Source organism: Chryseobacterium sp. CBSDS_008, assembly GCF_049959325.1.
Classification (GTDB): domain Bacteria; phylum Bacteroidota; class Bacteroidia; order Flavobacteriales; family Weeksellaceae; genus Chryseobacterium.
Map to the genome: position 1 here is coordinate 4,852,577 of NZ_CP188202.1, position 25,866 is coordinate 4,878,442.

Consider the following 25,866-nt stretch of genomic DNA (forward strand, 5'->3'; position numbering starts at 1 on the left):
AAATGAGTCATAAGTTTTGAAAAATAATTATCTTAGCTCAAACCTTAACCACATCCAATGATACGGACTTTTTTAGTATTTTTTATATTGATTTCAAACGTGATTTTTGCCCAAAATAAATTAAATCTGATTCCTTACCCTCAGAAAGTTGAATTTTCACAGGGAGAATTTGTAATTCCTGATACCTTCGTATTGAGTGGTGATCTGCCGGGAGAAGAGACCGAATATTTCAAAAAACGAGCAGGCTCTCAGTTAGAATTTCAATATGTTCAGAAGGGTGGAGGCATTCATTTAACGAATTCTATTATTCATTCCGGGGTGGATGCTGAACAGAAAAAAGAATATTATGTATTAGAAATTTCTCCAAAACAGATTCATATAAAATCTTATACGAAACAAGGCTATTTTCTGGCGCTTCAAACACTGATTCAGATTTTCGAACAATATAAAGAGAGTAAGAAAATTCCGGCAATGAAAATTGAAGATCAGCCGAAATTTGCATGGAGAGGAATGCATCTTGATGTGTGCCGTCATTTTTTTACAGTAGATGAGGTGAAGCAATACATTGATTATCTGGCAATGTACAAGCTGAATACGTTCCACTGGCATTTAACGGATGATCAGGGATGGAGGATTGAAATTAAAAAATATCCTAAGCTGACGCAGATTGGTTCAAAACGTAAAGAATCCATGGTTGGAGCTTATGTCGACAATACATTTGACGGAAAGCCTTACGGACCTTATTTTTATACTCAGGAACAAATAAAAGAAGTAGTACAATACGCTCAGGACAGACACATTACTGTTGTTCCGGAAATTGAAATGCCGGGACATGCATTGGCAGCTTTATCAGCATACCCTGAACTGGCATGTACAAAAGGACCTTTTGAAGCCGCTACAAAATGGGGTGTTTTTGATGATGTTTTCTGCCCGAAAGATGAAACGTTTACCTTTCTGGAAAATGTTCTGGATGAGGTAATCAAATTATTCCCATCCAGATACATTCATATTGGCGGTGACGAGTGCCCGAAAACACGATGGAAAGAATGTGCACACTGCCAGGAATTGATTAAGAAAAATAATTTAAAAGATGAACATGGCTTACAAAGTTATTTTATTCATCGGATTGAAAAATATGTCAACAGCAAAGGCCGCAAAATTATCGGCTGGGACGAGATTTTAGAAGGCGGCTTAGCTCCGAATGCTGCTGTCATGAGCTGGACGGGAGTAAATGGAGGTATTGAAGCCGCAAAATCAAAGCACTTTGCTGTAATGACTCCCGGAGCTTATTGTTATTTCGATCATTACCAGGGAGATCCGCAATCGGAACCTAATGCTTTCGGAGGGTTTACACCTTTAGAAAAAGTATATTCTTATAATCCTGTTCCTGCTGAACTGAATGCTGAGCAGGCCAAATACATCATGGGCGTTCAGGCCAACCTCTGGACAGAATATATTTTGGATTTTAAGCAGGTACAGTACATGATTTTTCCAAGATTAATGGCCCTTTCTGAAGTAGGATGGGGGACATCAGATCCTAAAAAATATAAAGAATTTGAAAACAGGGTGATCAGCCACTTTAAAGTTCTGGATGAAATGAAGGTGAACTATGCAAAAAGCATTTATAACATCACCGGAAAAGTGATCCCTTCCCATAACGGAATTGCCTACGAATTATCAACTTCACAGAATTCAAATGGGGTCAGATATACTCTGGACGGAACAAATCCTTCCATCAATTCTAAAAACTATGAAAATGCAGTTCAGATTCCCAATTCTTTAACGATTAAGTCAGCTTATTTCGAAGAAGGCCAGTTGAAAAGTGCAGTCTCTACACAGGAATTTACGGTTTCAAAGACAACCGGAAAAAAGGTAACCCTTGAGCAGCAGCCCAATGAAAATTACTCTTTTGGAGGTGCTTTTACCTTAGTAGATGGTATTATCGGGAATGTAAAGCAGCTTGGTAAAACATGGCTGGGCTTTCAGGGGAAAGATGTTGTGGCAACCATAAATTTCGGTCAGAAAACAGACTTCTCGGAAGTTTATTTTAATACCCTTGAGAATAAAGGAAGCTGGATTCATCTTGCGAAATCGGCTAAGATTTTTGTTTCTGATGATAACAGTAATTTTAAACTTATCAAGGAAATCGGGACCGCAGAAATTCAAAATGCCAATGGAAAAATCAAAGTGAAAGTAGGAGCACAGAATACAAAATACCTGAAAGTAACTATTGAAAATGCAGGTATTATTCCGGCAGGAAATCCGGGAGCAGATTCAAAAGCATGGCTGTTTGTTGATGAAATTGGCGTAAATTAGCGTAATCAGAATTAAAAAATGCAGAACGACACCGTACTTTCTTCCGAGTTTTCATCATCGCCGGATCTGGTAGAAAAGCTGTATCAGTATGGTACAACGAAAAATTACCATGAAGGAGACATTATTCTGGATGAGAATGCTTCCATCCGTTCTATTCCTATTGTGATGAAAGGAATGCTGAAAGTCATCAGGACTGAAGAAGACGGACGTGAAATTTTATTATACTACATCAAAGCAGGAGAAAGCTGTATCATGTCTTTCCTCGGTGGTATGCACAACGAAAAAAGTATTGTAAAAGCGGAGATCGAAGAAGATGCAGAAATTCTTTTTCTCCCTTTAGACAAGGTCTCTTTGTTCATCAAAGAACACCCGGAATGGCTGGACTATATTTTCAGACTCTATCATAAAAGATTTGAAGAGCTGTTGGATATCATCAATGCTATTGCCTTCAAAAAAGTAGACGAGAGACTTCTCAGCCTGCTGCTGAAAAAATCTGAACTTACAGGTTCCGAGACTATTCATACCACCCATGAACAGCTGGCCAATGAGCTGGGAACTGCAAGAGTAGTGGTATCAAGACTTCTGAAGCAGTTGGAAGAAGAAGGAAAACTTAAGCTGGGCAGAAATAAAATCGTCCTCCTGAAACCCCTCAATTCATAAACGATACCTCATTTTAATGAAAGGCACACACATTCCTCTCCCTTGGGGGGGCGAAAATTCAAAGAATTTTTGACGGGGTGGTCAACTATCATTGCAAACCAAAGGAGAACCAACCTCGGATAATTTCCTTGTGTCCTTTGTGAACATATTAGTGTTCATTCGTGTTAAAACCTTCCTTATGTAACAAAAGTAGCTGTAGACCTCCTTTCACATTCCCATTTTTGTATCAGAAATATTTAAATAGTAAAATGGAAATTATAGGATATGCAGCCGCAATTTTAATAGGGGTTTCTCTAGGCTTAATCGGAGGAGGAGGAAGTATTCTCACCGTTCCCGTTCTTGTTTACCTCTTTGGAATCGATGCTTTTCTGGCAACGGAATATTCACTTTTTGTAGTAGGAATCAGCAGTTTGGTTGGGTCAGTATCATATTTTAAAAAAGGTTTGGTCAATTTTAAAATGGCACTCATATTCGGAATTCCTTCCGTAATTTCCATTTTTCTGACCAGAATATATCTTCTTCCGTTAATTCCTGAAGAAGTAGTTCGAATGCAGCATTTTACTATTACCAGAAATATTTTTTTACTGTTGATTTTTGCAGGTTTAATGATTCTGGCATCTTATAAAATGATAAAAAGCAATTCTTCAGAACAACCTTTAGAAAGCATGATGACTAAGAATAATAATTTGCGGGCAGCAGGACAGGGTTCAATAGTCGGTATTTTAACCGGATTGGTGGGCGCTGGAGGAGGCTTTATGATTATTCCGGCGTTGGTTAATCTTTTAAAAATTCCCATGAAGGTGGCTATAGGCACTTCGTTAGTCATCATTTCTCTCAATTCTCTGATCGGCTTCTTTTCCTCTGTAAATCATACGAAAATAGAATGGAAACTCCTGATTTCGATTACAGCCATTGCCGTGGCAGGAATTATAATAGGTTCACAATTATCAAAAAAGATAAACGGTAAAAAACTGAAATCGGTATTCGGATGGTTTATTCTGGTAATGGGTGTTTATATTATCACTAAAGAAATTTTCCTTTAATGTCCTTATGTAACAAAAGTAGCTGTTGAGGTAAAAGAAAAGCAGGAAATTTGTATCAGATAACAAAATCAGAAATAAAATAATGAAAATAGAACAGATTTATACCGGGTGCCTGGCACAGGGAGCTTACTATATCACTTCAGCCGGAGAATCCGCCATCATTGACCCTTTAAGAGAAACGCAGCCTTATATCGACAGACTGAACGAAGATGGAGTACAGTTGAAATACATTTTTGAAACCCACTTTCACGCCGATTTTGTCAGCGGACATCTTGATCTAAGCCATAAAACAGAGGCTCCAATTGTATACGGACCGACTGCAGATCCTGAATTTGAAGCCATCATTGCAGAAGATCAGCAGATATTTGAGATAGGGAATATTAAAATTAAAGTTCTTCATACACCGGGACACACCCTTGAAAGTTCATGCTACCTGTTGATTGATGAAAATGGAGTTGAAAAAGTACTTTTCAGCGGTGATACTTTATTCCTTGGTGATGTAGGCCGCCCGGATCTGGCACAAAAAGGAGCTGATATGACTCAGGAAGAGCTGGCAGGGCTTTTATATGATAGTTTGTACAATAAAATTTTGCCTTTACATGATGAAATTATTGTTTATCCTGCCCATGGAGCCGGCTCAGCCTGCGGTAAAAACATGCAGAAAGAAACAGCAGATACATTAGGAAATCAAAAAAGAACCAATTATGCACTGAATCAAAAGGACAAACAGAGTTTTATAAAAGAAGTGACCGACGGGCTTTTACCTCCGCCGGCTTACTTCGGAATGAATGTGAGGATGAATAAAAAAGGATACAATAGCTTTGATGAAGTCCTTTCACAAGGCCTGCACGCTCTGGCTCCGGAACAGTTTGAGGAAATTGCTGAAGCTTCGGGAGCTTTGGTTTTAGATGTAAGAACCAATCATGAATTTGCGAAAGGTTTTATCCCACAGTCCATCAATATAGGATTGGATGGTGATTTTGCCCCCTGGGCAGGCGCTTTAATTGCTGATGTAAACCAGCCTGTACTGCTCGTTACTGAAAAAGGAGCTGAAGAAGAAGCGGTAACCCGCTTGAGCAGAGTAGGATTTGATCATATTTTAGGATTTTTGGAAGGAGGTTTTGAAGCCTGGGAAAAAAGTGGAAAAGAAACAGACGCTGTAAACCGTATTTCTGCAGAGCAATTTGAAAAAGAAATAAAAGAAAAAGAAACAAAAATTATCGACATAAGGAGAGAAAGTGAATACAATGCAGAGCATATTCATGAAGCCTACAGCAAACCGCTGGCATATATCAACGACTGGATCCATAGTATAGAACCAGCGGAACACTTCTACATGCATTGCGGAAGCGGCTACAGAAGTACAATGGCCGCAAGTATCCTTCAGGCAAGAGGGTATAGAAACTTTTCAGAAATTGAAGGCGGTTTTAAAGCCATTGCTTCAACAGGTGTTCCTAAAAGTGATTTTGTGTGTCAGACTAAAATTTTAAATACATTAGATTAAAAAGTAAAAAATGGTAGAAATTATAAAAGAACCCTGGCCATGGTATATCGCCGGTCCGTTGATCGGCCTTACTGTTCCTGCTTTATTGATTATGGGAAATAAATCCTTTGGAATCAGTTCCTCGCTGAGGCATATCTGCGCAGCCTGTATCCCTGCCAATGTAGATTTTTTCAGATACGACTGGAAAAAAGAAGCCTGGAATTTATTTTTTGTACTGGGAATTTTCTTCGGAGGAATGATTGCAGCTCATTTTTTGGTGAATCCTTCAGAAATAGCAGTGAATCCTAATCTGAAAGCAGAATTGGCCGGTTATAGAATTACAGATTACAGCAATATGGTTCCGGTACAGCTGATGAACTTCGAAAGCCTGCTGACCCCGAGAGGATTTATCATGATGGTGATAGGAGGGTTTTTGGTAGGTTTCGGAACAAGATATGCGGGAGGCTGTACCAGCGGACATGCCATTATGGGACTTTCCAACCTGCAGTGGCCTTCTTTGGTCGCAACAGTGTGTTTTATGATCGGTGGTTTTTTAATGGCTAATATCATTCTGCCTGTCATCCTTTCCCTATAACTATAATTTAAAAGAGAAGTTTATATCATGATAAAAGAAAAAGAACAGGATATACGTCACCAGGATACTGTTTGTGTGAACGAAAGTAACCTTACCCAACAATGGTATCATAACCTGAAGTACCTTGCAGCAGGAATCATATTCGGGATTATTTTCGTGAAAGCAGAAGTGATCAGTTGGTTCAGAATACAGGAAATGTTCCGCCTGCAGTCCTTCCATATGTACAGGATCATCGGAAGTGCCGTATTGGTGGGAATGATTTCAGTATGGATGATCAAAAAGTTCAATATAAAAACAATATACGGTGAACCCATTACGCTTACCTCCAAAAAATTTAATAAAGGCCAGATTTACGGCGGATTGATATTCGGATTTGGCTGGGCGATTACCGGAGCCTGTCCCGGACCGCTGTTTGCCCAGATCGGAACAGGAGCTTTAGCAGTATCCGTCACATTGTTGAGTGCCATTGCCGGAACATGGGTGTATGGTTTTTTTAGAGATCATTTACCGCATTAATAGCTTGTAAAAAGACTGCAGATATTTTCGGCAGTCTTTTTTAAGTATAAAATTATGAATAAATGAAGTTATCCGCACCTAAAGCCATATAAAGATTAATGCGCTCTATCCTGTCCTGAAGTTCCAGATTGATGAGGTTCATTTCATTTTTCAAAAGGTCTCTTTGCTTGCGGATCAGCACAAAACTGTTGCTGGTACCTACCTTTATTTGCTTTTCAGTGAGCTTAATGTTATTTTTCATTTCATTGACGGCGTTAGTAGTATAGCTCATCTGTTTTTCAATAGAATGGAGATTGGCCAGAGAAGATTCCACTTCGTTCAAAGCATTCAGAACAGTTTTTGAATATTCTTCAACGACCTGTTTCTGCCGGAAATTTTTTATTTCCACATTCTTTTTAAGCTTTCCACCATTGAACAGCGGAGAAACCAACCCACCACCCACTTTTAATAACGGGTTGGAAAATAAAGAATTAATAGATTCTACATTACTTCCGGCACTTCCAAGAGATGAACTTATACTTAATGAAGGAAGCCTGGCCGCTTTAGCCTCCTGTACTTCGTAAAAAACCTGTTCGATCTGAAAATGACTGGCCTGTATGTCTGATCTTTTCTCCAGGAGCTCAAGAGGAAAAGATTCAGGAATACTATTTTTTACAAGGCTAAAAGAGTGTTGGGTGGCCAGTTTTCCCTCCGGATATTTCCCGGTAAGAAGTTCCAATGATCTTCTCGATTGAGCATTTGCATTTTTCACCTTTTCCAGATAGCCCTGCAGGGAAATAATCTCTGCGGTTATATTGGAAATATCCAGTGCATTTGCCGTTCCTACCTTCTTCTGAATGATATACAGCTTTTCCAGATCTGTGGTCTTCTGAATATAGCTTTTAATCTTATCTTCCTGGATGTTTCCTGCAATATTCAGAAAATAAGCTTTGGCAATCATCCCGGCAACAGATTGATGCAGCAGGGTATTCTGATGTTTTGCAGAAAAATAACTGCTGGTACCGGCCATCTGTGAAGATTTATTCTTGCCCCAAAGATCAATTTCCCAGTTGGCTTTTAGCGCAAGACGTTGAACCTGGCTGTTGCTGACTAAATTATTGGAAGTATTGGCAACGGCACTCACACTCGGATAAAGGTCGCTTCCTGCAATTTCCATCGCCAGTTCAATCTGATTAAGCTTTTCTCTGGCAATAATCAGGTCAGCATTATATAACATTCCTTCATTAACCAGGGCTTCCAGGTGAGGGGTCTTAAGATCATTGATCCAGTCATAGGAAATGGATTTTGAATCAGCTTTTCTGTCAAAGATCCACTCATCCGGAATTGCTATATGGGAAGCAATTTCACTCTTTTCCTTAAGCTCATTTATATTTTCCTTTGTAGCTTCTTTATAACCGATGCACGAGCTTAAGCTTACGGAAAGTACGCTCAATACAATTAACTTTTTATACATGTTAATGAAGTTTTGGGATCAGATAATTAAGTTTACTGTTGATACGCACCATTACTTTTCTGATAAGATGGAGCGGCTTAATATGATCAGAATAGATAATTGCCGTTCCTCTTGCTCCTACTGTAAGCTGCTTCTGACTATCTGTCAATGTAAATTTGGCAATAAGTTTTCCGTCAGTTTCGGGTAATTGTCTGGCAGTATCAGGAAGCCCGGCTGTAGAGCCATTTCCTCCCAGCATTCCCCCGGCGTTATTCATAATTCCCTGGCTTGTAGCATCAATCACATATTCAAGTCTGGCTTTTACTACTTTTCCGGGTTCTGTTTTAAGAGCGAGCTCTACTTCATCTCCATTTTTTACCGCTTCCAGTTCGTTCTGAGCAAAAAAGCCAATGACAGACTGCTGTTTCTGAATCAGGACAAATGCAGATTTGAAAGGAGCCATAATTGCTCCTTCATTCAGCTGTACATTGGGAATTATTCCGTCTGTAGGTGCCAGCACAACGGTTTGTGAAAGATTCCATTTTGCCTGGTCCAGTTTGGCCTGAATTTCTGATACCGAGGAATTTTCTCCACCATACGAAGCATTAGAACGCGTTTCCAAAGACTGCTGCTGTGACTGTGCTGCACTGATTCTGGATTGGAGATCACGTACATTCGTTACAGACTGTTCAAGATCAAACTTATTGGCAGCACCTGCTTCCACCAATTCCTTGTACTGGGCAGCTCTTTTGTTGGCAAGATCAAGCTGTGACTGTAACCCTGCAATATTTTTTCTGGAAGCTGATATATCTGCATCATATGAGCTTACAGTAGCTTTCATAGTACTCAGTTTAGCTTCCAGGGATTTTATTTCCTGTACATAAGGTTCTCTGTCCAGCATAAATAAGGTATCTCCTTTCTTTACTTCCTGGTTGGTCTTCACATATACTTTTTTCACCTTTCCCAAAACCTGGGTAGTGATATCTACACTTCTGTTTCCCACTTTTACATCAGAGGTAATGGGGCAGAAATAATTTAAACTTAATATCAAAGCGATGGATCCGAAGATCGGTAATGAATATACCACTACCTGGGTGGTAAAAGTCCACGGGATCAGTTTTAATTTTTTAATAAGAAGCCAGCATATTCCGGCATATATTGCGACTAGTAATTCCAGCATGTCTTTTAATTTTCAATAGGTTTAAATTCTTCTTCAGGTAAATCTGCGTGGTCCGTTTCTTTTTCAGGAGTTGTCTGGTTTCCATAATTATAGTTGGCCCAGATTAAAGCAACCGGCCATAAAAGACCTCCAAAGATCAGAGAAAGAAGGCACATACTTTTGATTGCGTTAAGCTGGGGATGATTTTTCTTTTCTGCTACTTTTTCCGGGTAAATGTGAGCTTTCCAGAAGAGATAAATTCCGGCTATGGGTAGTATCAGTAAGATTAGCCAGGATGCTCCGTCGGCTATTGTGTCTTCAAGACTGCCTGTAGATGCCTGAACAAAATTGCATGCTGATAACAGGCAGAGAATGGTGGTTATTCTTTGCATAAAATGGTATAAATGATAATAAAATGTTGATTTAAGGAAATACGGATTATGATCCGGACGAATATCCGGACAATCACATAGTAATCCTGTTAAGATGTAAAGACTATTCTATGGGATGTATCGCTTTGAGGATTATATTTTTTTTCATTTGGTTTTTTTATTTGTGTAGAACAAGTTTTTGACCGGACAAAATTATATTGAACAGAACAATTAAAAATATTCTTAAGTTATTTTTTTCCCTGATTCTTTTTTTTATTGTCGCGGGCTGTGATACGGGAAAGGGAATTTGGGGTGATGCCCAGAAAATTAGCAATATACTTTCTGTTTGCATTTTGACAGACAAACGGGTGGCTGTTCAGAAAATCTTCATACCGCGAAAGCGGCGAGCTCCTGCAGAATTGCTCTGTGCGTGCAGATAAAATGCTGATAATCTGTTTTAAAGATTTCAGATACAAACTGTAAATTCCTTTATGCTGAAATGCAACCTGCTCAAATTCACTTTTATTAAAGAGAATAATCTGGGAATCAATAACAGCTTGTATGGTATACTTTCTTGTACCTTCAGGGGAATAAGATGCCGGGCTTTCCAGAAAAGCTACCTCTTTTTCTGAAGGTAAGAAAGTATTGATTTCAACTCCGTTTTCATCGTCAAAGAAAAACCTCAGCAGACCGCCAGTCAATATAAATAAATGATTAAATGGCTGGCCGGGCTCTACAAGTTTTTCTTTTTTTCGAAGAAGTCTGGGAGTACTGATGTTTGCAAGGATCCGGGTTTCTTCATCCGATAATTCCTTAAAACAATCCATTCTTCTAAATGTTTTAAACATGCATATTAATTAAATAACCAGTATAAAAGTAATGAAAAATAACAAAGAAAAATTAATAAAAAGTCATGAGGCTTTCATAGAAGTTTTTTTTAGATTTGTGAGATTATACAATTTGAGATACCATGAACAATAACCGAAGAAGTTTTATTAAAAAACTGGGAATTGCAACAGCCGCACTTGCCATAAACCCACTGGATGTAATGGCTGCCGAATTATCTGAACCTGCTGTTACTGCTGTAAACAAACCGATTGTCCTTTCCACGTGGAATTTCGGATTAAAAGCCAATGAAGAAGCATGGACAATTCTTGGAAAAGGAGGAAAGGCTCTGGATGCCGTAGAAAAAGGGGTACGTCTCGTAGAATTGGATCCGAAAGAAAGAAGTGTAGGATATGGCGGACGTCCGGACAGGGATGGAAGAGTCACACTGGATGCCTGCATCATGGACGAAAATTATAATATCGGTTCCGTTGCGTGTCTGGAGCATGTTAAAAACCCAATTTCGGTTGCAAGGGCTGTGATGGAAAAAACGCCCCACGTTATGCTGGTAGGAGACGGCGCGTTACAGTTTGCCCTTTCGCAAGGGTTTAAAAAAGAGAATCTTCTCACTTCCGAATCCGAAAAAGAATGGAAAGAATGGTTAAAGACCAGTCAGTATAAACCGATTGCCAATATTGAAAATCACGATACCATAGGAATGATCGCTTTGGATGCACAGGGAAACCTTTCCGGAGCGTGTACTACCAGCGGAATGGCTTTCAAAATGCATGGCAGAGTAGGAGATTCCCCGATTATCGGAGCAGGTCTTTTTGTAGATAATGAAGTGGGAGCTGCTACCGCAACCGGTCATGGGGAAGAAGTGATAAGAACGGTAGGAACCCATCTTGTGGTTGAACTCATGAGACAAGGCAGAAACCCACAGGAAGCCTGTAAAGAAGCAGTAGAAAGAATTGTAAAAATCGCTCAGCGAAGAAACAAAAATCTGAAAGATATTCAGGTAGGCTTTATTGCGATCAATAAACAGGGAGAATATGGATCTTACTGTATTCAGGACGGATTCAACTTTGCAGTGTACGATCAGAAGGGAAACCGCCTTGAAAAACCTGATTTTGCTTTGAAATAATCAATAGAAATGGGCTTTAGCCCATTTAAAACAATCAAAAATATCTATTGGCTTTAGCCAAAACTTAAAATAATTATGAAAAGAATGATTATCACTTCTTTATTTCTCATTATTGCATGTAAGGAAGAAAAGAAGGAGAGTAAAAAAGCCGTTGAACCACAGCTGGTAAATGAGAAAACAGTTTTGACTAATGAATTCAGGGAATCTGAAGAAGCCCAAAAATGGTTGAAGCAAAGTATTGTAGATTACTTCAAAGCTGATATCGGAAATGGTGAAAAAAATATGCAGAAGATCACAACAAAAGTCTATTTTGATTATAAAACAGATGCTATGAATGTTGATCTTGATGTTGACGGAAGCCTTACCGCAAAAGAATTTCAGGATAAATGGAAATCTAAGTTTGATACCGGTAAAGCAGGAGTTGGTGTAGGATTTCTTATTTCTGCACAGGATTGGAATAATATTGAAGTTGGAAGCTGTGATTTAGAACTCTCCTCAACAGATGAATATCTCTTCAATGTAGTGCTGACAGACAAAAATTTTAAAGCAGAATATCCGTCAGTAATAAAAGTAGTAAAAGAAAACGGTTCATTTCTCATTGCAGATGTATTGCAGGACGAACCCAAGTAAAATAAACAGATATATACAATGTCAAAAATAGAAATAGCTTGTTTTAACCCTGAATCAGCATTAATTGCTTTTGAAAACGAAGCAGACAGAATAGAATTATGTGATGGTCTCAGTGAAGGCGGAACCACTCCGGATTTTGAAACCATGAAAAAGCTTCGTGAAAAGATCCATATCCCGATTTTTGTGATGATCCGTCCCAGAGGGGGAGATTTTACCTATTCGGATTCTGAATTTGAGCAGATGAAAAGTGATCTGATCCATCTTAAATCCTTACATGCAGATGGTTTTGTATTCGGTATTCTCGATGAAAATGATGAAGTTAATATAGAACAGAATAAAGCTTTAGTTGAATTGGCAAAACCGCTTCCGTGCACTTTTCATCGTGCTTTCGACCGTGCTGCAAGCCTGGAAGAATCTTTGGAAAAAGTAATTGAATGTGGTTTTACAACCATTCTTACTTCCGGCCAGAAGCCCAATGTATCTGAAGGCAAAGAGAATCTTAAGAAACTGGTTGAGCTCTCTAACGGAAAAATAGAAATTCTTGTTGGAGGCGGGCTTCGTTCATCCAATATTGAAGAAATAAGAGAGGTTACGAATGCAGGTTACTTCCACTCTTCAGCCATTACTGATGGTGGTGCTTTCGCCAACCCGGATGAAGTGGTTGCATTGAAAAGTAAATAATTAGTTAGATTATGATTGTTAATTTAAACGCAAAGTTTAAAAGATAAAATGTATTATATTTTGAGTGAGCAAAGTATTGCGGCAAAGCCGCCGACAAAGCTTAATAATAAAAACAGTTAGCTTCATCCAATCGATTGAAATCGATTCTGTCTTAGCTTCCTTAAATAATATATTGCTATAGTTGAAACTTTGCGTTTAAAAACTACACAATAAAAATAAAAACACACAAAATGACAGAAAACGAATTATCCTACAAAATAATAGGAGCCGCTATAGAAGTACATAAGAACCTAGGAGTTGGCTTATTAGAAAATGCATATGAAACTGCTTTAGTTTATGAATTAAAGATGCAGGGACTTAATGTTAAACAACAGTTATCCCTGCCTTTAAAGTATAAAGAAATGTTTATTGAAAATGCATACAGAGTTGACTTGATTGTAGAAGATAAAGTTATTGTAGAAGTGAAATCTATGTTGGAATTACATCCTGTTTTTTACTCACAAGTGCTGACATATCTGAAACAGACTGATTTAAAATTGGGATTGCTAATTAATTTTAATAATGAACTTATTAAATACGGAATCCACAGAATTGTAAACAAATTTATTGATGAATAAAACGTTACTTTTTATTTTCATTTTCATGCAGAATATCCTTTCTGCACAGTTTTCCCAAAGAAGCTTATCCTCTGAGAACTGGCAGTTTAAAAATTCAAAAGACCAAAACTGGCTTCCTGCGAGAGTTCCGGGAACCGTTCATCTGGATTTAATGGCTAACAGGGTGATTCCGGATCCTTTTAAAGATGAAAATGAAAAGAAAGTACAATGGATAGAAAATGAAGACTGGGATTATCAGACTGCGTTTGCTGTTTCCTCTCAGGAATTAAAGAATGAGAATATTGATCTTGTTTTTAACGGTCTGGATACATTTTCAGAAATTTATCTTAACGGAAAACTCTTAAAGAAAACCGACAATATGTTTCGGAAGTGGGTAATTCCGGTAAAGCAATATCTGCAAGCAGGTAAAAACACAATCAGACTTAAATTTAAATCTGCTGTAAATACCGGAAAAGAATTAGCGAAAAACGTTCCGTTTACCATGCCGGAATCACCAAGAAGCTTTGTGAGAAAAGCACAATACCAGTTTGGCTGGGATTGGGGACCAAGACTGGTTACGGCGGGAATATGGAAAGACGTTCAGTTGGAATTCTGGAATAATGCTAAGATAATCACCGTTAAGGATATCCAGAAAAGAGCTTCTGAAACTTCTAATGATGTACATTTTGATGTAGAAATTTATGCTCAGAATGCCGGGGATTATACTTTGGATCTTAATTCCATTCATAAAAAAATAGCGTTGAAAAAGGGAATAAATAACATATCTGTTCCTTATGATGCAAACGGTATGAAGCTCTGGCAGCCTAATGGACGCGGTGAAGCCAATCTCTATGATTTTGAAGTAAAGCTTTCAAAAGGTCAGGAAAATATCGATAATAAAAAAATCAGGATAGGCTTAAGAACGGTAGAATTAGTACAGGAAAAAGACGAAAGAGGAAAATCATTTTACTTTAAAGTGAATGGACATCCATTATATATCAAGGGAACCAACTGGATTCCCGGAGATAGTTTTTCACCCAGAATGACCAAAGAAAAATATCAGAAACTCATTAAAGATACCAAAGATGCCCATATGAATATGATCCGTGTCTGGGGCGGAGGTATTTATGAGGACGATGAGTTTTACAAAGCCTGTGATGAAAACGGAATCTTGGTATGGCAGGATTTTATGTTTGCAGGAAGCTTTTATCCTGCGGATGAAGCATTTTTAAACAATGTAAAAGAAGAAGTAAAAGATCAGGTCAACAGGCTTCAGAATCACCCTTCCATCGCTTTGTGGTGCGGGAATAATGAAATTGATGAAGCTATTGTCAACTGGGGATATCAGAAACAGTTCAAATATTCAAAAAATGACTCATTACAGGTGTGGAAAGACTATAAAAAGCTCTTCCATGAGGTAATTCCCAATGCATTAAAAGAAAACCTGAAGTCTAAAAATATATACTGGCCAAGTTCTCCATCCATCGGCTGGGGGCATAAAGAAAGCCTTACAGAGGGAGATTCCCATTACTGGGGTGTTTGGTGGGGCGAACAGCCATTCGAAATTTACAACGAAAAAGTAGGACGCTTTATGTCTGAATATGGCTTTCAGGGAACACCCACTCTTGAAACTACAAAATCAATGTTTTCCGAAACACCAGATTTAAACCTTCAGAATCCAACCATTAAAGCTCACGAAAAGCATGCCCGTGGCTGGGAAATCATTAATGAATATCTGAAACGTGATTATAAAATTCCGACGGATTTCGTACCATACAATTACGTTTCACAGCTGTTACAGGCAAGAGGAATGCAGATCGCCATTGAAGCCCACCGCCGTGCGAAACCTTATAATATGGGAACGCTGTATTGGCAGCTCAATGATTGCTGGCCTGTGGTTTCATGGTCGTCCATTGATTATCTGGGAAACTGGAAAGCCTTCCATTATCAGGCAAAAAGAAGCTTTGAGCCTATACTGGTGTCAGTTGCAGAGAGTGACAAAAGCTATGACATTTATCTGATAAGTGATCTCATTAAAGAACTGAAAACTGATATAAAGTTTGAATTGATTGATTTCAGAGGAAAAACTATCTGGAAAGCCAATCAGTCAGATCTTCTCAAGGCTGATGAAAGTAAGAAAATCCGAAGTATCAGTAAGTCAGAGTTGGATCAGTTTGATTTATCTAATGCTGTTTTAAAGATCAGTTCAGAAAAAGATGTATCATTTGAAAAGCTGTTCTTCTTTAGTAAACCCAAAGATCTGAAACTCTTAAAACCTGACATTAAAATCAGGATAATTTCATCCACTGAAATTGAATTATCAACAGATGTGCTTGCGAAAGATGTTTATCTGATCGGAAATACCCACTTCAGTGATAATTTCTTTGATCTGTTACCGAAAACTTCAAAAAGAATTATCCTTTCAAAACCTTTGGAGAATGTCGAGGTAATGAGTCTTTGGGATGTGATGAAAGGTTTACAAGTCTCAAGAGATAATGACAAGAGATAATGAAAGGTTAAAACAGTAAAAAGTTCTCCAAACCTTATAGGTTTTCAAACCTATAAGGTTTAAAAAATGAAAAAAGGTTCATAAAGAATTCGACTCAAAAAAATAGAATTTTTACCCTTCCAACTCAAAAATCAGCCGTAAATTTGCATCATATTTCTTACAGTTATGGTAAATTTTGTTCTGATTGCAGTGTGCATTATTGCAGGAATGATATTCAAAGCAACAAAATCTATCCACCCCGATGCCCACAAAGGTATCAATACATGGATTCTTTATCTTGCTCTTCCGGCAGTTTCGTTTAAATATCTGCCTAAAGTAAAATGGACAACGGAAATGCTGTTTCCAATTGCTGCTACATTTCTAATTGCTGTGTTCTGCTTTTTCTTTATGATGTTTTACAGCAAAAGCAAAGGCTACTCAAGGCGCTCCAGAAGTACGTTAGAATTAGCGAGTGGATACAGCAATACTTCATTCATCGGATTTCCGCTGATCAGTGCTTTTTATGGCGAAGGGCTTCTGAGTATTGCCATTATCTGCGACCAGACCATGTTTTTTGCCCTTTCCACGCTGGGAATTATAGCAGCAGTAAAAGGGGGAAGCAAATCCGGAAAGATAAGTGCCCTATTTATTTTAAAAAGGCTCATCACATTTCCTCCGTTAATAGGGTGTATCTCTGCACTGGTGCTTTCACAGTTCATTGATTTTACCGTTGCAGAACCGTTTTTTGATAAGCTGGCGGCAACAGTAAGCCCGTTAGCCTTATTTTCAGTTGGGTTACAATTGAAATTCAACGGATGGAAAAAGCTGATTCCCCAGATGTCAATGTCTATGCTTTATAAATTGATTCTGGCGCCTGCAATGGTTTTGGGAATGGCTTTATTGTTGGGAATAAAAGGAAATGTGGCAAAAATTACGGTGTTCGAGGCTGCCATGCCTACACTTGTCACCTCAAGTATCATTGCAGAACAGTTCAGACTGAACACAAAACTGACCAACCTGATCATTGGAGTCAGTATTATTGTCGGATTTTTTACTTCCGCATTTTGGTATCAGATTACAGAACTTCTTTTTTAATAATAAATCATCGTTTATTAATATGGACATTCTTTGTTGTTTTGGAGGGATTTCTTTGCTGAGTGGAACGCCCTTGCGAACAAATTAAAAAGATTCATCTAATCTTTTGCGAACATTGCGTTTAATCCATGTTTTGGCTAAAGCCGATTGAGATTTGATTATTATTAAACAGACTAAAGTCCGTTTCTATTGAATTTTTTCTGAGCAGGGTTTCATGGTCTGTTAAAGGAATACGAAAGAATCTCCACAAAGTTGCAGTTCTCTGAATAAAAATTTAATTTTACATTTTAAATATTTCCCTTGCAGTACGCTCAAATTGTTTTACCACTGAACCTGAAAGGAACTTTTACCTATAGAGTTCCGGAAGAACTGATGTCTGAAATCCAGCCTGGAATGCGTGTTCTGGTACCATTTGGCGGAAAAAAAATCTATACGGGAATTGTATTTGAGCTTCACGATAATGCACCGGAGAACTTTGTGGCCAAGGAAGTCATCAGCATGCTGGATGATCAACCGATTCTCCCTCAGGAACAGATTGATTTCTGGAACTGGCTTTCAGAATACTATTTGTGCAGCCTCGGAGAAATTTACAGGTTTTCATTTCCTTCCTCTTTAAAGCTGGAAAGCGAAACGTATTTAAAATTAAAACCAGGTGCAGTTGTTGATTTTGAAAATCTGGATGTCAATGAAATGTACCTTATTCAGGCACTTGAAGTACGACAGCTGGTTAATCTGACGGATATTGAAGCCTTTGTTCCTAAAAAAGACATCATCAGAACCATCAATTCGCTTATTGATCTTCAGTATATTGAAATTGATGAGAAAATTGCTGAGAAATATAAAGCCAAGGAAGTTGCTTACGTAAGAATTAATGATGAGGTTCTGGCTAATCAGAATCTTACAGAAATCCTTGTAAAACTTAACAGGGCACAGAAACAGAAAGATCTTTTCCTCCTTATTTTAGAAAAACAGTCAGAAAATCCGGATGCCCATATTAAAAAATCTGAACTGTTTGAAGACGGCTATTTCGGAAGCTCTCACTTCAAACCTTTGGCAGACAAAGGCCTTGTGGAGGAATACTACATGCAGAAAGACAGAATTGAGAGCTATGAAGGAGAAATTGAAGAGCTTGAAGAACTTTCAGAACAGCAGAAAATAGCCAAATCTGCGATTGATGAAGCTTTTGAAGAAGGGAAGAATGTCCTGCTTCACGGGGTTACTTCATCAGGAAAAACCCATATTTATTTAGAAAAAATTGAAGAATGTATCAGGGACGGAAAAAATGTTCTCTTTTTACTTCCTGAAATTTCTCTTACCAAACAGATTACCCAAAGACTAGAAAAAAAATACGGCAGGCAGCTCGGTTTTTATCATCAGAAACTGACAGATTTCGAAAGAGTAGAAGTGTGGAGAAGAATTAAGCAGAATGATATCCGTATTCTGATCGGAACCCGTAATGCTCTGTTTCTGCCTTATCAGAACCTCGGGCTTATCGTAGTAGATGAAGAACATGATTCTGCGTACAGGCCAAGGGAAGTTTCCCCTTATTTCAATGCTAAAGATGCCTCTCTGGTTTTGGGCAGATTGTATAAAGCGGGCGTGATCTTAGGATCTGCAACTCCTTCTGTGGAAAGCTATTACAGCGCCAGAAAAGATAAAATGAAATACGTTTTTCTGAATGAAAGATTCGGGAATGTCAATCTGCCGGAATATGAGCTGATCAATTTTAAAGAGGCCCAGGAATCTAAAAAGGTTTCCGGAAATTTTTCCCTGAAGCTTGTTGAAGAGATCAAGAAAACGGTAGATGAAAAAAATCAGGCGATCGTCCTGCACAATCGCCGTGGCTATTCAAACGTAATAGAATGTGAGAGTTGTGGTTATGTGAATTACTGCTCCAATTGTGATGTGGTGATGACCTATCACAAGGCAGCCAATGAAATGAAGTGTCACTACTGCGGACAAAGAGCATCAAAACCGAAAACCTGCCCGAAATGTAATTCTGAAAAACTGAATGAAAGAGGAGTTGGAGTAGAACAGATTCATGAAGAGGTTTCCAAGCTGTTCCCTGAAAATGAGGTAGACAGAATGGATGTAGATTCTATGCGTAAGAAATTTGCTTACGAAAAGCTGTATGAGAAGATTGAAGATGGTGAAACAGATATCATCGTAGGAACACAAATGATTTCCAAGGGGTTGGATTTTGATCATATTGAGCTGGTTACCATTCCCAAAGCAGATTCCTTATTATATGTACAGGATTTTAGGGCTGAGGAAAGGGCCTATCAACTGATTACACAGGTTTCAGGAAGGGCAGGAAGGGTTTCCGGGAAAGGAAAAATCCTTATTCAGACTTTTAATCCTGATCATTCTGTATTTCAGCTGATCAAGATGAATAATCCTGCGAAAATCTATAAATATATCCTTACAGAACGCCAGAAATTCCATTATCCGCCTTTTACCAAGCTGATTATGATCGAAATGAAGCACCGAAAAGAAGATAAGGCAGACCGTGCTTCCCGGTTTCTGGGTTCTATCCTCAGAAAATATCTTCCTGAAGATTGTGTCCTGGGTCCTGAAAGAGCTCAGATTGCAAGACTCAATAACCTGTATCAGTTCCAGATTATGCTTAAGCTTCCCCGCGGGAAAAACTATGAGAAATTCAAAAGTATGGTTTTGATAAGTTTGAAAGAATTTGATGAAATCACTGCATATCAAAGTATTAAAAAAGATGTTTTTGTGGATTTTTAACAATTTTTAACAAACTTTACACTCTTTTATAAGGGACCGGTGATCCGTTATATAACAATAATTTCTACTTTTGGACGTTGATTAAGTGTCTGGCTCTTTAACTGAATGATTTAACCTTTCATTTTGTATAGAGTCAAACTATAGAACAAAAAGAAGATAGATGGTAAATTTCAGAAAATATATTTCAAGTGCGGCAGTGTTGGCTTCTGGTCTTTTCCTGGCTCAATCTACCGTCTCTACCGTTCTTTATTCTCAGAATTATGACAATCAGAAAAGCAGCTTAAACCTGCCCTCACCCGTTACCACGATGGTGGAAAAGACTGTTTTGTCAGCAAAAGAACTTGTAGATATTAATGTGAACACAATGATGGCGGATCCTGTGCTGAAAAATGCAACCTGGGGATTCGTAGTGTACGATCCGAAAACGAAGAAGGTCATCTCTTCGTACAACGAAAATACTCCCTTAGTACCTGCTTCTACTACCAAATTACTGACAACGGAAACCGCATTAAATATGTTGGGTGAAAACTACCGTTGGATGACTCAGCTGGAGTATTCAGGAACGATAGATGAAAACGGAGTTTTAAATGGAAATCTTTATGTCATAGGAAGCGGTGACCCATCTTTGGGAACAAACAAAGCAGGAGCAGCATCTTACAGAGACATTATTTCAGATTTCGTAGGCGGCGTTTCAAGAGAGGGAATCAAAAAGGTAAATGGTGATATCATCATTCAGACAGCGCTTTTCAAAGGCAATATTTCAATGCTTCCGGAAAATGTTGTATGGTTGGAAAATAATAATTACTATTTACCGGCAGGAAGCACCCGCGATATCAATCCGGCCAACGAAAAACTGATTGTTAAAAAAGGCGGTTTCTCCACGGAAAAGAAATTTTTCTATGTTTCCCCTTATGCTCATCAGATGGTGTACGCAGAAAAATATGAAGGAAATGGAGTTTTAACAACCAAAATCCCTGATGCTCCGGCTTACCTTGCCAACTCTTTCAGAACAACGCTGGTAAAAAGCGGAATTTCTGTTACCGGAAAAGTAACTCCGAAAATGACAGATGCAGCACCGGAAAGCAGAAAAATGCTTTCAGCGTATAAATCCCCAACTTTAGGTGATATTATTTATTATACCAATCAGCACAGTGATAACTCACTGGCAGAAGCTTTGCTGAGAACGGTAGGATATCAGAAAATGGGTGACCAGACTTCAGAATCAGGAAGAATTGTAGTGACTAATCACTTGAAAGAAGCCGGTTTTGATATGAATGGTCTTAATTATATCGATGGAAGCGGACTTTCAAGAAGCAATAACGTTACGCCTATTTCTCAGGTGAAGTTCCTTACTTCTCTGATGGATCAAAAGTATTACGGATCTTATCTGACTTCTTTACCTATCGGCGGGCAATCCGGAACATTAAAGAGAATGTTCAACGGAGAAGGTAACGGACAGGTTTTTGCTAAAACAGGAACATTGAATAAAGTAAAAACATTAGCCGGATATCTTAAAACAAACTCGGGAAAGACATTGGTTTTCTCGCTAATGGTAAATAACTATTCAGGATCGGTAGATATGGTGAAAAAAAGAATGGAGAAAATTCTTGAACCAGCATTGGATCTTTAATTTTTTTTTATTTTATATATTATAACAGCCTTTTAATCATTGATTAAAAGGTTTTTTTTATATTTGATTAAATATTTCTAAAGCATGACAAAATTGTACCTTTTGGTGTTGGGTTTTTTATTATCTCAACAGTTCTATAGCCAGAAGCATGAACAAAACATTGATATGAAAGGATTGATCGAAAAAGAGAAAAAATCCTTTACCCAAAAAATGAATATCGGGAATATCAATCCGAATACCTTGAATTACGACTTACAGTATCAGAGAATGGAGGTGAGCCTCGATCCTGCGGTGTACAATATTTCCGGTTCGGTAACTTCACATTTTAAACCTACACAGAATATGGGAAGTATTTATTTTGATCTTTCCAATTCATTAACGGTTTCCCAGGTAAAATATCATGGAACCAACATTACAAGCTTTCAGCAGCTTCCTTCAAAAGAACTGAAGATTGATTTTCCGGCTTCTATTCCTGCCAATACGGTAGACTCTCTTACTATTTATTATGCAGGTGCGCCATCTACAAGTAATGATGCTTTCAAAACTGCTCTTCAAAGCGGAACTCCGGTGCTTTCTACTTTGAATGAACCTTACGGAGCACAGGACTGGTTTCCTACCAAGCAGAGTTTAAATGATAAAATTGAAAGATTTGATTTTAAAATTACTACTCCATCCAGCTATAGTGTAGCAGCCAATGGAAAGCTGATGTCTGAAACTTTTCCTTCACCAAATACCAAACTTACTTTCTGGAGAACAATGTATCCTACGCCGGCTTATCTGATTGCGCTGTCAATTACAAATTTTGTTAAGCTTACAGATACCATAGGAAACCCTCCGTTTCCTTTTGTGAACTATATTTACCCATCCACGAACGCCAATCAGACCAGCCTGAATAATATTCAATGGACGAAGCAGGTTATGAGTACTTTTGAAACCTATTTCGGTACATATCCTTTCCGTAATGAAAAATACGGTCATATGGAATTCATGTATGGGGGCGGAATGGAACACCAAACTATGTCTTCTATGGGCGGATGGAGTAAACAGCTTATTGCCCATGAACTCACCCATCAGTGGTTTGGAGATAAGGTTACCTGTGGCGCATGGAATGACATCTGGCTGAATGAAGGTTTTGCTACTTTCGGAGAACATGTTGCCAATGAAAAACTGCTCATGACGAATACAGAGTTTCTGAATTTCCTTCAGGGTCAGTCAAACTATATTACATCAAGTACAACAGGAAGCGTGTATGTACCGGATAACGGACTTTCCAGCATCAATAGAATTTTTGACAGCAGACTGTCTTATTCCAAAGGAGGATATGTGCTGAGAATGCTGAAATGGATTGTAGGAGACGCCGTGTTTTATCAGGCCCTTAAAGACTATCACGCAAGGCCTAATCTGGCTTACAGTTATGCACGTACTGCTGATTTTAATGCCTCTTTACTGCAGTCAACAGGAACAGACTTTACAGAATTTTTTAATGACTGGGTATATGGAGAAGGATACCCTACTTATACGATAAAATGGATGCAGAGCGGTAATCAGGCTTTATTTAAAGTTTCACAGACACAAAGCAGCGCTACGGTAAGCTTTTTTGAAATGCCTTTGCCTGTTAAAGTGACAGGAACTGCAGGACAGACCGCTTATCTGGTTCTTAATAATACTTCCAATAACCAATATTTTCTTCAATCGGTATCTTTCCCTATTGCAAGTGTCCAGTTTAATTATGAATACCAGATTATTGAGAAAAACTCTACGGTTACCCAGGATAATACGTTAAGTGTTTCTTCTGTTGAAAAAGAAGACTTTGGTTTATATCCGAATCCTGCAAAAAATGAAATTAATCTGAAAGGAATCAGCAGAACGGTTGATTTTACGATTCATGCTATAGACGGAAAGCTGGTAGCAAAAGGAACCTATCAGCCAGGTAAGGCAATAGGAATTTCAGAATTGGTTCCGGGAGCTTATTTCATTACGATTGATGAAAAGAATATTAAATTTATTAAACATTAAAATGATAAATAGTAAAAGTATGAATGATTACTTTTACCAAAATCAATCATAATAACAAAAGAAGCTTTCAGATTTGGAAGCTTCTCTGTTTTCTTACAGCTCTGACTCCTCTTTTTCTTGCAGTTTTCACTTTATATTCAAACCATTTTTCTTTGAATATCTTACGCATGAGATTATCAAAATGTCTGGTAATGACTAAGTTTTTAAAACCACGCCATTTTTCAAGCGGGCTTGAAGGAAGCGCCCTCACCGATATGGAATATCCTTCCGTATCATATTGAATATAATGCCACCATCCGGAGGGAATATACAGGGTCTCCCCGGGATGAATGACTGCTTCATACCCATTTAAATAAAGAAGAGCCGGATATTTTCTGTAATCAGGATTTTTAATCTGAGCCAGGCTATGGAAATTGTAGGGTAGCTTATACATAAAATCAGACTGCTCCCACGGAAAAAGCCAGATCCTTTTAATTCCCTGAAACTGGGTGATAAATACATGTGACATGTCGATATCAATATGATTTCTGGTTACAGATCCTTCGCCTCCGAAAAACATAAAAGGCAGCCATTTTAGAATTTCGCCATTCGTTACATCGTTGTAGATAATATCATTTTTAAGTTCCGGTTTTATTTTCAATAAATTAAATAAGAAAAGTCTGTGTTCAGTAGGAGTTGATTGAATAAGATCAAGGTAGTCTGAAAAGGTAGTCTGCGCAATAGGATCACTTGCCACTCTGTCCAGGGAATCTAGTTCGCTGCCGTAGATATTCACCATATGATCTCCTGCAATTGCTTTGAAATACTCATAATTCCACTTTTTAAAAGCTGGACTTTCCGGATGTACAAAGTCTTCAAGAATAACCGGAACTCCCGGCTTCATATGCTTGTTAATAAAGATTGCTGAACTGATGGTCTTTATTTTTTGTACCGGCTTTAATCTCATACATTCAAAATTTAAGCAAATATAAATATTATCCTACTAATTTTGTAGACTAACAATGTTAAAACTGAAACCAGAATTGTTTTTTTAGAATTAAACTTATAAAAGGTTTTATTTTACTGCCTTTTTAGTAAATTAGCACATCTAAAAAAATTACTAAAAATGATCTCTGAAAAATATCTTCAACATTTACAGAATGAACTTCAGAATATTGAGAATGACGGACTTTACAAAAGAGAAAGAATCATCACTTCTCAGCAGAGTGCAGAAATAGAAGCCAACGGAAAAAAGCTTTTAAACTTCTGCGCGAATAATTATCTGGGATTATCCAACCATCCGGAAGTCATGAAAGCTTCCCAGGAAATGATTCAATCTCACGGATACGGGATGTCATCGGTACGCTTCATCTGTGGAACACAGGATATTCACAAGGATTTGGAGAAAAAAATCGCTGACTTTTTAGGTCTTGAAGATACTATCCTTTATGCAGCAGCATTTGACGCAAACGGTGGTGTTTTTGAACCCTTGTTTACTGAAGAGGATGCTATTATTTCAGATGAACTGAACCACGCATCAATTATTGATGGTGTTCGTCTTTGTAAAGCAGCGAGATACAGATATAAAAATAATAATATGGAGGATTTGGAAGCTCAGTTAATGGCAGCTTCTGAAAAAAATCACCGTTTCAAAATTATCGTTACAGACGGAGTATTCTCAATGGACGGTATTGTTGCAGATCTGAAAGGAGTATGTGACCTTGCTGATAAATATGATGCTTTGGTAATGGTAGATGATTCTCACGCAACAGGTTTCATCGGGAAAACAGGACGTGGAACTCACGAAGCTAATGAAGTAATGGGTAGAGTAGACATCATCACTTCTACCTTAGGAAAAGCTTTAGGAGGAGCTTTAGGAGGTTTTACTTCTGGTAAAAAAGAGATCATTGATATGCTGAGACAGCGTTCAAGACCTTATCTGTTCTCCAACTCTTTAGCACCGGGAATTGTAGGTGCTGCTTTGAAAGTATTGGATATGATTTCTGATAATACCTCTCTTCGTGATCAGGTAATGGAAAATGCAGCATACTTCAGAACAGAAATGAAAGCCAAAGGTTTTGATATTCCTGAAGGAGATGCCGCTATCGTTCCGGTTATGCTTTATGACGCACCGCTTTCCCAGAAAATGGCTGAAAAACTTATGGATGAGGGAATTTATGTAATCGGATTCTTCTATCCTGTAGTACCGAAAGGAAAAGCGAGAATCAGAGTACAGTTATCTGCTGCTCATACCAAAGAACATCTGGATAAAGCAATTGCCGCTTTTGAAAAAGTTGGGAAAGAATTAGGGGTGATCTCTTAATCGTTGAATTGGTTACAACAATGAAAATATAATGTTCGGCTCGGGCAGCTTTGCTGCCCCGAGCCGAACTATTTTTTTATATAAAACCCATTTTACTTATATTTTCCTGATCAAAAGAAATTTATTTTTAACAATT

At 38.1% G+C, this 25,866-nt stretch carries 21 protein-coding genes; 16 read left to right on the forward strand and 5 right to left on the reverse strand.

Annotated features, from left to right (window positions below):
• The first annotated feature begins 57 nt into the window (after positions 1–57).
• From ACP3T3_RS21885 to ACP3T3_RS21910, 6 genes are all read left to right on the forward strand, one after another.
• Positions 58–2,316 (forward strand): family 20 glycosylhydrolase, encoded by a 2,259-nt coding sequence (locus tag ACP3T3_RS21885; RefSeq protein WP_426477809.1) that lies wholly within the window; start codon positions 58–60, stop codon positions 2,314–2,316.
• 18 nt (positions 2,317–2,334) lie between these two features.
• The gene (locus ACP3T3_RS21890) at positions 2,335–2,976 is read left to right on the forward strand and encodes a Crp/Fnr family transcriptional regulator (RefSeq protein WP_426477810.1); all 642 of its coding nucleotides are present in this window, start codon (positions 2,335–2,337) and stop codon (positions 2,974–2,976) included.
• 248 nt (positions 2,977–3,224) lie between these two features.
• Positions 3,225–4,019 (forward strand): sulfite exporter TauE/SafE family protein, encoded by a 795-nt coding sequence (locus tag ACP3T3_RS21895; RefSeq protein ID WP_426477811.1) that lies wholly within the window; start codon positions 3,225–3,227, stop codon positions 4,017–4,019.
• A gap of 82 nt (positions 4,020–4,101) precedes the next feature.
• Positions 4,102–5,523: an MBL fold metallo-hydrolase gene (locus tag ACP3T3_RS21900; RefSeq protein WP_426477812.1), complete on the forward strand. Its 1,422-nt coding sequence runs from the start codon at positions 4,102–4,104 to the stop codon at positions 5,521–5,523.
• Between the two features lie 10 nt (positions 5,524–5,533).
• Positions 5,534–6,097, forward strand: a complete 564-nt coding sequence (locus tag ACP3T3_RS21905; protein WP_426477813.1) for a YeeE/YedE family protein — start codon at positions 5,534–5,536, stop codon at positions 6,095–6,097.
• Positions 6,098–6,124: 27 nt separating this feature from the next.
• Complete coding sequence (locus tag ACP3T3_RS21910) at positions 6,125–6,613, forward strand: YeeE/YedE family protein (protein ID WP_426477814.1); 489 nt, start codon at positions 6,125–6,127, stop codon at positions 6,611–6,613.
• 52 nt (positions 6,614–6,665) lie between these two features.
• On the opposite strand, the gene ACP3T3_RS21915 is transcribed toward ACP3T3_RS21910, so the two are convergent.
• The 4 genes from ACP3T3_RS21915 to ACP3T3_RS21930 all read right to left on the reverse strand — a co-directional run bounded on the left by ACP3T3_RS21915 (position 6,666) and on the right by ACP3T3_RS21930 (position 10,402).
• Positions 6,666–8,066, reverse strand: a complete 1,401-nt coding sequence (locus ACP3T3_RS21915) for a TolC family protein (protein ID WP_426477815.1) — start codon at positions 8,064–8,066, stop codon at positions 6,666–6,668.
• Position 8,067: 1 nt separating this feature from the next.
• A complete protein-coding gene (locus ACP3T3_RS21920) occupies positions 8,068–9,225 on the reverse strand; it encodes an HlyD family secretion protein (RefSeq protein WP_426477816.1) in 1,158 nt (385 codons plus the stop codon).
• A gap of 5 nt (positions 9,226–9,230) precedes the next feature.
• Entirely contained in the window at positions 9,231–9,596 is a 366-nt protein-coding gene (locus ACP3T3_RS21925) for a DUF3302 domain-containing protein (RefSeq protein ID WP_426477817.1), read from the reverse strand.
• Positions 9,597–9,823: 227 nt separating this feature from the next.
• Complete coding sequence (locus ACP3T3_RS21930; protein WP_426477818.1) at positions 9,824–10,402, reverse strand: Crp/Fnr family transcriptional regulator; 579 nt, start codon at positions 10,400–10,402, stop codon at positions 9,824–9,826.
• Between the two features lie 143 nt (positions 10,403–10,545).
• Here ACP3T3_RS21930 and ACP3T3_RS21935 point away from each other — a divergent pair, with 143 nt between their 5' ends.
• The 9 genes from ACP3T3_RS21935 (at position 10,546) to ACP3T3_RS21975 (ending at position 23,428) form a co-directional block, all read left to right on the forward strand.
• Positions 10,546–11,544: an isoaspartyl peptidase/L-asparaginase family protein gene (locus ACP3T3_RS21935; RefSeq protein WP_426477819.1), complete on the forward strand. Its 999-nt coding sequence runs from the start codon at positions 10,546–10,548 to the stop codon at positions 11,542–11,544.
• A gap of 75 nt (positions 11,545–11,619) precedes the next feature.
• Complete coding sequence (locus ACP3T3_RS21940; protein ID WP_426477820.1) at positions 11,620–12,174, forward strand: hypothetical protein; 555 nt, start codon at positions 11,620–11,622, stop codon at positions 12,172–12,174.
• A gap of 18 nt (positions 12,175–12,192) precedes the next feature.
• Entirely contained in the window at positions 12,193–12,855 is a 663-nt protein-coding gene (locus tag ACP3T3_RS21945; RefSeq protein ID WP_426477821.1) for a copper homeostasis protein CutC, read from the forward strand.
• Between the two features lie 230 nt (positions 12,856–13,085).
• The gene (locus ACP3T3_RS21950) at positions 13,086–13,472 is read left to right on the forward strand and encodes a GxxExxY protein (RefSeq protein WP_426477822.1); all 387 of its coding nucleotides are present in this window, start codon (positions 13,086–13,088) and stop codon (positions 13,470–13,472) included.
• Positions 13,465–15,960: a beta-mannosidase gene (locus tag ACP3T3_RS21955; RefSeq protein ID WP_426477823.1), complete on the forward strand. Its 2,496-nt coding sequence runs from the start codon at positions 13,465–13,467 to the stop codon at positions 15,958–15,960. The genes ACP3T3_RS21950 and ACP3T3_RS21955 overlap by 8 nt, the downstream gene beginning before the upstream one ends.
• A gap of 165 nt (positions 15,961–16,125) precedes the next feature.
• Complete coding sequence (locus ACP3T3_RS21960) at positions 16,126–17,034, forward strand: AEC family transporter (RefSeq protein WP_426477824.1); 909 nt, start codon at positions 16,126–16,128, stop codon at positions 17,032–17,034.
• Between the two features lie 300 nt (positions 17,035–17,334).
• Positions 17,335–19,782, forward strand: coding sequence for a replication restart helicase PriA (priA, locus tag ACP3T3_RS21965; protein ID WP_426477825.1), 2,448 nt, complete (start codon positions 17,335–17,337; stop codon positions 19,780–19,782).
• Positions 19,783–19,942: 160 nt separating this feature from the next.
• The gene (gene dacB, locus ACP3T3_RS21970) at positions 19,943–21,412 is read left to right on the forward strand and encodes a D-alanyl-D-alanine carboxypeptidase/D-alanyl-D-alanine endopeptidase (RefSeq protein ID WP_426477826.1); all 1,470 of its coding nucleotides are present in this window, start codon (positions 19,943–19,945) and stop codon (positions 21,410–21,412) included.
• Positions 21,413–21,496: 84 nt separating this feature from the next.
• Entirely contained in the window at positions 21,497–23,428 is a 1,932-nt protein-coding gene (locus ACP3T3_RS21975; protein WP_426477827.1) for a M1 family aminopeptidase, read from the forward strand.
• 67 nt (positions 23,429–23,495) lie between these two features.
• Here the strand turns inward: ACP3T3_RS21975 and ACP3T3_RS21980 are convergent, their stop codons facing one another.
• On the reverse strand, positions 23,496–24,374 hold the full coding sequence (locus ACP3T3_RS21980; RefSeq protein WP_426477828.1) for a cupin-like domain-containing protein: 879 nt from the start codon (positions 24,372–24,374) through the stop codon (positions 23,496–23,498).
• Between the two features lie 159 nt (positions 24,375–24,533).
• Here ACP3T3_RS21980 and kbl point away from each other — a divergent pair, with 159 nt between their 5' ends.
• A complete protein-coding gene (gene kbl / locus ACP3T3_RS21985) occupies positions 24,534–25,730 on the forward strand; it encodes a glycine C-acetyltransferase (protein ID WP_426477829.1) in 1,197 nt (398 codons plus the stop codon).
• Positions 25,731–25,866: the final 136 nt, after the last annotated feature.